Genomic DNA, 7498 nt, shown 5'->3' with positions numbered 1-7498 from the left:
ACGGACGGTCTGGATGCCGCCATGCTGGCCCGCATGGGCGCTGTCCTGANTATCGAAGCCAAGCCGGGCAATAGCGATGAGATCATTGATTAAAAGAGATGTTGGTCGCCCGTGAGGCGCTGTGAAGGGATCGGGTCGCGGCGAAAAAACGTGAGAAGAACCTGACCTTGCCATTGCTTAAGCGTCAGAACCGCTACCGCCTCAAGCAGATCGAGCGCCACCTTGATGCCTTGGACGCGAACATCAAAGCCCGTATCGCCGCCAGCGACGCGATGGCCAGCCGGTGCGCCATCCTGACCAGCATTCCGGGCATCGGTTTCCTAACCGCATTCGCCTTGCTGGTCGAAATGCCTGAATTGGGGACTTTGGAACCGGGCCAAGCCGCAAGTCTCGCGGGGCTCGCTCCAATCACCCGCCAGTCCGGACAGTGGCGCGGGCGCTCTTTCATCCAGGCAGGACGCGCCACTGTCCGCACTGCCCTTTACATGCCGGCCCTCGTCGCCGCCCGATTCAATCCAGACCTCAGCGCCAAATACACCCAGTTGATCGCAGCCGGAAAGCCTCCCAAGGTTGCTATCACAGCCATCATGCGCAAGCTCGTCGTCCTCGCCAACGCTCTCCTCAAAAAGGGCTCACACTGGCAGGAAAAAGCGGCTTGCACATAACGGATACTCTAAGGCGTATTGGGGCACAGATACGCCAATGACGTTCCCCATGCCATTAGATATTCAACGTATGACCGTAATGATCGTGGCGACATTTTTTCCCTTGCCAGCGTTTGTGTTGGAGAGTGAAGTTAAAGGCCGGAATTTTTGTGAGGGTGATTATGGTTAACGGGGAGGATTTTCTTAAGAGAAGTAATTTAAACCAGTTTTACGCCCTCGATGCCATTCTAAACACGGCTTCCGTAACGGAAGCCGCGACCCGCATGCATATTAGCCAGCCTGCGATGAGCCTCGCTCTCAAGAAGTTGCGGGAACACTTCAGCGATGAGTTGGTGGTATACAGCAACGGCCAAAGGCAAATGACGGCGCTGGCGGAGGCCCTGCGCCCTCGTGTGCGCCATCTGCTGCGGGAGGCGGAGGGTGTGTTCGGCACGACCCTGAGCTTCGATCCGGCGAAGGACCGGAGGACCGTCCGCATAGCGGCGCCCGACATGGTGGAGATCACCTTCCTGCCGCTGGTTATTCGGCGCCTTCAGAAGGAGGCGCCAGGCGTGGATGTCCACCTCATGCCCTTCCAATATGTGAATGCGGAGGTGCTGCTGGAAAAAGACGTGGACTTGGTGATCGTTCCCCAGAATTTCGAATCCAATAGCCTTTCAAAGGTTCATTTATTTTACGAAGGCCTTTCCTGCCTGCTCTGCCAGAAAAATTCCGCAGTCGACGACGAAATCGATCAAGAGACGTACTTGTCAGGCCGGCACGCGGCGATGTTCCAGTCGATGGAAATATTGGGTTACCCAAATGCCGAGACATTAGACATGTTGGATCGTCGCCACGTGGCGGTAAGGACGGCCCGGTATGCAATGTTGCCCAATATCGTGATTGGCACCGATTTGATAGTCACGACCGTCTCAAGGTTCGCGCAGTTCTTTGCCAGCATATTGCCCCTAAAAGTTGTCAGGGCGCCCTTTAAGGAGGAATACACCTCCATCACGATGCAGTGGCATTCCCATCGGGACCAGGAACCGCTCATGCGGTGGCTGGTATCCGTCATTCATGACGAAGCGTCGCGCTTTGGCCTTCATAAGTTAAAGTAATACGGGCATTTTCAGAACTGATTTGTCATGGTGCCCACATTCCCCCAACCTAATTTACAGCTTCTCACGAAGCCACCGCTGACAGCCCCCGAAACAGGGGCAATTGGTGGGACGTCGAGAAAGTAAATTCGGGCAGACGTGCACGATTCTTTAAGGAATCGAACGTCATAACAACAATAATATTCAGCAAGCATACCGATGTAGTCAGGAATCACTTATGATTCCGGCAACGGTGGCGGCTGGCAGAACAGGAGCAGGGGAATGAAGAGCAGGGACCTGTTGGCCGGTATTTCGGCCGTGGCGGCCTTTGCCATGGCGTTGCCGGCGATGGCGCAGAATATGAGCATCAGCGTGCCGTCGATGCCAATGGAGCAGGCGCTGAAGGAGATTGAGCGGCAATCGGGCAAGCGGATCGACTATGATCCCGATGCCGTCCGCGGTTTGGCGTCCGTGGCCGTCGTCGGCGCCAAGGACGAGAACGATGCCATTGAAAAGGCCATCGCGGGCACCCGCCTGGTTATGATCGATGGCAAAGACGGTCCCACCATCATCAGCTTCATCGTTGTCATGGCGCACCGCGATGAGGCCGAAACCAGCCTGCTGGTCCGCGACGCCTCCACCTCCAATCGCAGCGGCGCGTCCCTGCGCGAACAGGCCCGCAACACGACGGTCATTTCAAGCAAGCTGATGGAAGATCAGCAGGCGCAGAGCGTGACGGACGCGCTTCGCGACGCCGGTGGCGTCATCCCGAACTTCGCCACCGTCCAGGGCGGCACCAGTTACAGCGTCCGCGGCTTTGGCAGCACCGGCTTGACCAACGGCCTCTCCTCCTCCGTCGGCAACAGTTCCATCGCGGGGGCGGCGCAGCCGGTGGCGGGGCTTGAGCGTATCGAGATTCTGAAAGGGCCGGACGCCCTGCTGAATGGTTCTTACAGCCTGGGTGGCACCATCAACCTGGTGACCAAGAAGCCAACCGCCGATCCCCTGCTGAACGCCTCCGTGGAATATGGCAGCTATCAGACACGCAAGGGCACCATTGATGCCTCCGACGCCTTGAGCGACGACGGAAGAATAAGCGGCCGCCTTATCCTGTCCGGCGCTGATGCCGACCATAATTTACAGAACTACCGGGGGGACACGAATTACCTGGTGGCCCCCAGCTTGCGCTACAAAGATGAGAAGACCGACGCGATCCTGAGCGCCCAGATCTACGAGCAAGATACCGGCGTCAACCCCTATACATACATGTATCAGGGACAGATCGCCCCGGTGAGGACGCAGCCCATCGGCCCCGCCGACACCGGCTTCAACGCGACGGACAAGGAAGTCACCTATTCGGTTGAACACAAGGCGACCGATTGGCTCACGGTCGTCAGCCGCGGGCAATACCAGAACCAGGATCTCAGCTTCGGACTATATGCGCCCTATGCCGTGCTGGCGCCCACGACCCTGCTGATAAACAACAGTCAGAATGAGCAGCGCAACAGGACCTGGTCTCTGGACGACTATGCCAGGCTCAAATTCGACACGTTTTTCGTCAATCACAACATCAACATTGGTTACAGCTTCGTCCAGACGCACGATGACGCGCTTGACTCATCGAAGTCGAGCTTCTTTCCCTTCAGTCTGACGACGGGGGTTGCCAAGGCCATTCCACCAATCGACGAGATGTCCTACAGCCTGGATTATAATGAGCAGGCGTTTTACTTCCAGGATATCATGACATGGGGGCCGGCCCACTTCATTGGCGGGGTGCGGCAGAATTGGTATGACAGCACCAGCCATATTTATGGACAACGGCCATCAACCAGCGGGAACTCCGCCTCATCGTCGGTGCCGAGCTTTGGCGCGGTGTACGAGATAACCGACGACTTGTCGTTGTTCGGTAACTATGCGCTGGGCTTCATTCCGAATTTTTCCCTGGATTATACCAAGAACCGGCTGCCCGACATCTCCTCCAAGAATCTGGAGGGCGGCGTGAAGCTGTCCATGATGGATCAGAAACTGGAATTGGTGGCATCGGTCTTCCGCCTGCAGCAAAGCAACGTCTTGATCTCCGACCCGGCCCATCCCGGCTATTACCTCGCCAGCCAAGGCCAGGAGAGCAAAGGGGTCGACCTCGACTTGCGCGGCACCATCCTGCCCGGCTGGACGGTCGTTTCCACCTTCACCTACAGCAAGTTTGATCAGTTGAACATCAAGGCTGGCGCCTATGTGGCGGGCCAGCCACGCGTCAAGTACAGCGTCTACACGTCCTATACCCAGCCGGTGGGCGAGGACCTGAAGTTGACCGTGTCGGGCGGGCTGTACGGAAACTCCAGTTCTTACGTGAATACCAAAGGGACGGAAACAGTCCCGGACGCCAAGCAATTCGATATGAATGTCATTGGCGCCTATAAATCTTGGCAGCTCAATGTGGGCGTCAAGAACCTGTTCGATCGCCGCAACTACGGTGTGTCGACTGTTGACAGCTACATTCCTGTTCTGGAACCGCGTACCTGGCACGCCACCTTGTCCTACAAATTCTTTTAATGCGCCGAAATCGAGTGTCGCCTGAATGAGCATGTCGAACCATACAGTGAAGGAAGCCCGGCCACAGGCCGGGCTTCCCAGCGTCAGCACCGGGGTGCGGATGCGTCATCTGGTTAAATTGCTGCTGTCGTACTGGCTATCCTCTGACTGGCCATATGCGTGGGGTGGCTTTGTTTTTCTTTTGTCAAACCAGTCCATCATTATTTATATTTCTGTTTTGTCCAACAATTGGCAGCATACATTTTATGATGTTGTCCAAAACAAGCAGGTTGATCTGTTTTTTCCTTTGCTGCTCAAGTTCCTCTTGATCAACGGCTGTTGGGCCTTCGCGGTAATTCTCAATCTGTACGTCAACGGTATGTTGGCCATGCGGTGGCGGACCTTCCTGACCCTGGACTACGTGACGCGGTGGCTAAAGAATAATGCATTCCACTCCATGGAAAGAACCGGTCTAATTGATAATCCGGATCAGCGTATAGCGGAAGATATCAAGGAATTCACCAGTAATGTGTTGGGTATAGTTCTCGGATTCATCGGGTGCATAACATCCAGCATCACTTTTGGCTATATCCTCTGGAACACGGCATCGCCCATAATGTTTCTGATCGGCGGGTACCAAGTTTCCATACCCGGCGATATGTTGTGGTATTCTCTTTTATACACGGTGCTGTCTACTGTCGCGATCATTTGGGTTGGTCGGCCGCTGATTGGCCGCACCATGCAGCAACAGCAATTTGAGGCCAATTTCAGGTTCGGTCTGATTTACGTTCGCCGTAACGCGGAGCAAATAGCCTTCCTGAATGCCGCGCCGACCGAACATCTTTCCCTGCGGCAGGCATTTGGCCAAATTAAAAGAAATTATCACCGCGTGATTCTGGCACAGATGGGTATCAATGCGACCCAACACCTGTTTGGCAACATAAGCCAGATGTTGCCATTGTTCCTGGTCATTCCAAAATACTTTGCTGGCGCCTTGACGTTCGGCGGCGTGATGGCTGCCAGGGACGCCTTCAGCCATATGACGTCATCGCTTTCTTTCTTTTACCAGGCTTTCCAGTCATTCGCGCAGCAGATTGCCAACGTTAATCGCATCTGGGCTTTCGACCAGGTGCTGGAACAGAGGCGGGATTTCGGCATTAAAATAATCAAGGAAGAGAGTGACGTCATCTCTGCCCGTAATTTAAGGCTGGATTTCTACCACAGCGCGTCTTTGGCGATTGGGGATTGGACAATCCTGCCGGGCCAGCGCTGGGTGGTGGTGGGGCCGTCGGGGATAGGCAAGAGCTCCACCATGAGGGCGATCGCCGGCTTGTGGCCGGATGGGGCCGGGGTGGTCCAGGTGCCGTCCCAGGGCCTGACGATGTTCGTGCCCCAGCGCCTCTACCTGCCCATCGGGACCTTGAAAAACGCCATTTGCTTTCCCGGCTCGCCGGATGCGTACGACGACGACCAGGTCATCTCCCTGCTCAGCGTCGTCGGGCTGGAAAAGCATGCCCAGCGGCTGCATGAGTCCCGCTCCTGGGCCGATGAGCTGTCCCCCGGGGAACAGCAGCGATTGGCCCTGGTCCGCATCCTGCTCTACCGGCCGGACCGCCTTGTGCTCGATGAAGCCACCAGCGCTTTGGACCCCGCGAACGCCCTGCACTTCTACACCACCCTGCTTGAGCGGCTGCCGTCCGTCACCTTGATCAGCGTCGTTCATGACGAGCGCCTGAAGTCGTTCCACACCCATTGCCTGCGGTTGGCGACGGCGGGGGCGACGCAGTCCGCGCTGGACCCCGAAGAGGAAACCGTATGTTAAGCGCCTATATCAGCGACAGCGAGGCGGACCTGCGCGCGGCCAGCCAGCAGGCCGTGGAATTGGCCCTTCGCGCGGGCGCCAAGGATGCCAGCGCCAGCGCCTTTTCCGGTGGTGGGCTTCAGATCGGCTTGCGGGATGGGCGGCTGGAGACAGCCGTGCGCAGCGGCCACCGTTCCCTCAATCTCACGGTCTTCCAGGAGGGCAGGGTGGGTGCCGCGTCCGCGACCACCCTCGACCCCGAGGCCATCCAGCGCCTGGTGCAGGAGGCGGTCAGCATCATGCGCTGGGCGCAGCCGGATGCCGACAACGGCTTGGCGGATACCGCCGATCTGGCCCATGATGGTCCCCAACCCCTGCGCTATGAGGCGGTCAGCGACGATGCCTCGGCCATGGCCGAGGAGGCGCAGGACATTCAGCGCGCGCTGCACGCGGTCGAAAAGCCGGCCGGGACGGTGCTGCGGACATCGGAAGTCGGGCTCACTTGCTCCGAGACCTTGTCGGTGATGGTCACCTCATCCGGCTTCTGCCGGGCGAGTCTTGGCTCCAGCCAGGCGCGCTGGTGTTCGGTGACGGCGATGCGGGATGGGGCCATGGCCCGGGACTATGCACAGTCCATGGCCCGCCGGTGCCGCGATCTGGACAGGCCCCACGCGCTGGCGGAACGCACCCTGCGGGGGGCTGCCGGGCAGTTGGGGGCCCGCACGGTGCCCTCCGCCACCTGGCCTGTCCTTTTCAGCCCGCGCACCGCGCAGGCGCTGATCGAGGATCTGGTCGGCGCGTTGACGGGTGCCGCCCAGTACCGGCGCGCCAGCTTCCTGGCCGGTGCCCTGGGGGAACAGGCGGCGGCGGACCATCTGGACCTGGTCGAGGATCCGTTTGAGCCCTGGGGACTGGCCAGCGCCGCTTACGACGGCGAGGGCGTCGCCGGCAGCCGCCGCCTGATCCTGGATGCCGGGGTGGTCGGCGGCTATTTCCTGAACAGCCTGACCGCCCGGCGCCTGGGGATGCGGACCACGGGCAACGCCGGCGGCCCGTACAATCTGACGCTTTCCAGCCGCCGACCCGGTGGCGATGCCCTGGCGATGCAGCGCCATCTCGGCACGGGATTGGTGGTTACCGCCGTCACCGGTGGGCATACCGATCCGACAACCGGGCATTGGAGCCGGGCGGTCGAAGGATATTGGGTCGAGCGCGGCGTCCAACAGTTCCCTGTCGCCGGCATCACCCTGAGCGGGGACATGCGCACGATGCTGCGGGGAATCACCCATGTCGGCGACGACGTCGAGCGATTCGGCGCCTTTCGCACGGGATCCATTCTGGTTGACGCGATGCATATCGGAGGACGGGCATGAACAATCCGCCAAACATGGATTGGGCCCGGCGTCTGATCCTCCATCCCAATC

Annotated in this window: 5 protein-coding genes; all 5 read left to right on the top strand. The window is 58.7% G+C overall.

The genetic code is table 11. The features are described from left to right. The first annotated feature begins 167 nt into the window (after positions 1 to 167). The 5 genes from I55_RS27630 (at position 168) to I55_RS27610 (ending at position 7447) form a co-directional block, all read left to right on the top strand. Positions 168 to 665 (top strand): transposase, encoded by a 498-nt coding sequence (locus I55_RS27630; RefSeq protein ID WP_148294015.1) that lies wholly within the window; start codon positions 168 to 170, stop codon positions 663 to 665. A gap of 161 nt (positions 666 to 826) precedes the next feature. Next, entirely contained in the window at positions 827 to 1762 is a 936-nt protein-coding gene (locus I55_RS27625) for a LysR family transcriptional regulator (protein WP_148294014.1), read from the top strand. 261 nt (positions 1763 to 2023) lie between these two features. Further along, entirely contained in the window at positions 2024 to 4294 is a 2271-nt protein-coding gene (locus I55_RS27620) for a TonB-dependent siderophore receptor (RefSeq protein WP_083901478.1), read from the top strand. A 25-nt stretch (positions 4295 to 4319) separates the two neighbouring features. Continuing rightward, the gene (locus tag I55_RS27615) at positions 4320 to 6095 is read left to right on the top strand and encodes an ABC transporter ATP-binding protein/permease (RefSeq protein WP_044563954.1); all 1776 of its coding nucleotides are present in this window, start codon (positions 4320 to 4322) and stop codon (positions 6093 to 6095) included. Next, positions 6089 to 7447, top strand: a complete 1359-nt coding sequence (locus tag I55_RS27610) for a TldD/PmbA family protein (protein WP_044563953.1) — start codon at positions 6089 to 6091, stop codon at positions 7445 to 7447. Before I55_RS27615 ends, I55_RS27610 begins: the two co-directional genes overlap by 7 nt. Positions 7448 to 7498: the final 51 nt, after the last annotated feature.

Origin of the sequence: Azospirillum sp. B4, assembly GCF_000333275.1 — a bacterium.
In the GTDB taxonomy this organism is placed as follows: domain Bacteria; phylum Pseudomonadota; class Alphaproteobacteria; order Azospirillales; family Azospirillaceae; genus Nitrospirillum.
This window is presented reverse-complemented; position numbering and strand designations above follow the sequence as displayed.